General features: G+C 68.6%; 1 pseudogene. It reads right to left on the reverse strand.

From position 1 onward, the window contains the following. Positions 1 to 554: pseudogene (locus MBELCI_RS19000) on the reverse strand (aminotransferase class I/II-fold pyridoxal phosphate-dependent enzyme); the annotation flags it as partial. Between the last annotated feature and the right edge of the window lie 89 nt (positions 555 to 643).

Consider the following 643-nt stretch of genomic DNA (forward strand, 5'->3'; position numbering starts at 1 on the left):
CGGAGGGCCACGGCGCCCTGCGGATTGGACGGCGAACAGAGGTAGAAGATCGCCGCACGGGTTCAGCGTCTCGGGCGAAATCGCGTCGAGATCGGGGAGGAACCCCGTGTCGGCGGTCGCGGGCAGGTAGCGCGGCTCCGCCCCCACCGACAGCGCGGCCACGGCATAAACCTGGTAGAACGGGTTGGGCATCAGCACCAAGGGACGCTGCCCGGCCTTGGCCTCGGGACACAGCGCCATCGCGGCGTTGTAGAGCCCCTCGCGCGTTCCGTTGAGCGCCAGCAGCGGTCGGGCGCCACCGCGATGCCGTAGCGCCGCGAGATCCAGCCCGAGATCGCGCCCAGAAGCATCTCCGAGCCTTCGTTCACGGGATACTTGCCGAACCCCGCCGCGGCATTGGCGATCGTGGGGCCGACCCAGTCGGGATAGGGGTGCTGCGGCTCGCCGATGGTCATGGCGAGGGGCGCGCCGCCCGGCTTGTGCGAATCAAGCAGGCTCCGCAGGCGCGGAAACGCATAGTCCGGTAGGTCCGAGAACCGATCGGGGAAATCCATCGCTGCCTCATGAACGGGGGTCATGCCAGTGCCCCTCTTGCCACGAAACTACCCGCGCGGCAGCATGATGTCCAGCATTCGCCCCTCCC

The organism is Limimaricola cinnabarinus LL-001, from assembly GCF_000466965.1.
Lineage (GTDB): Bacteria > Pseudomonadota > Alphaproteobacteria > Rhodobacterales > Rhodobacteraceae > Limimaricola > Limimaricola cinnabarinus.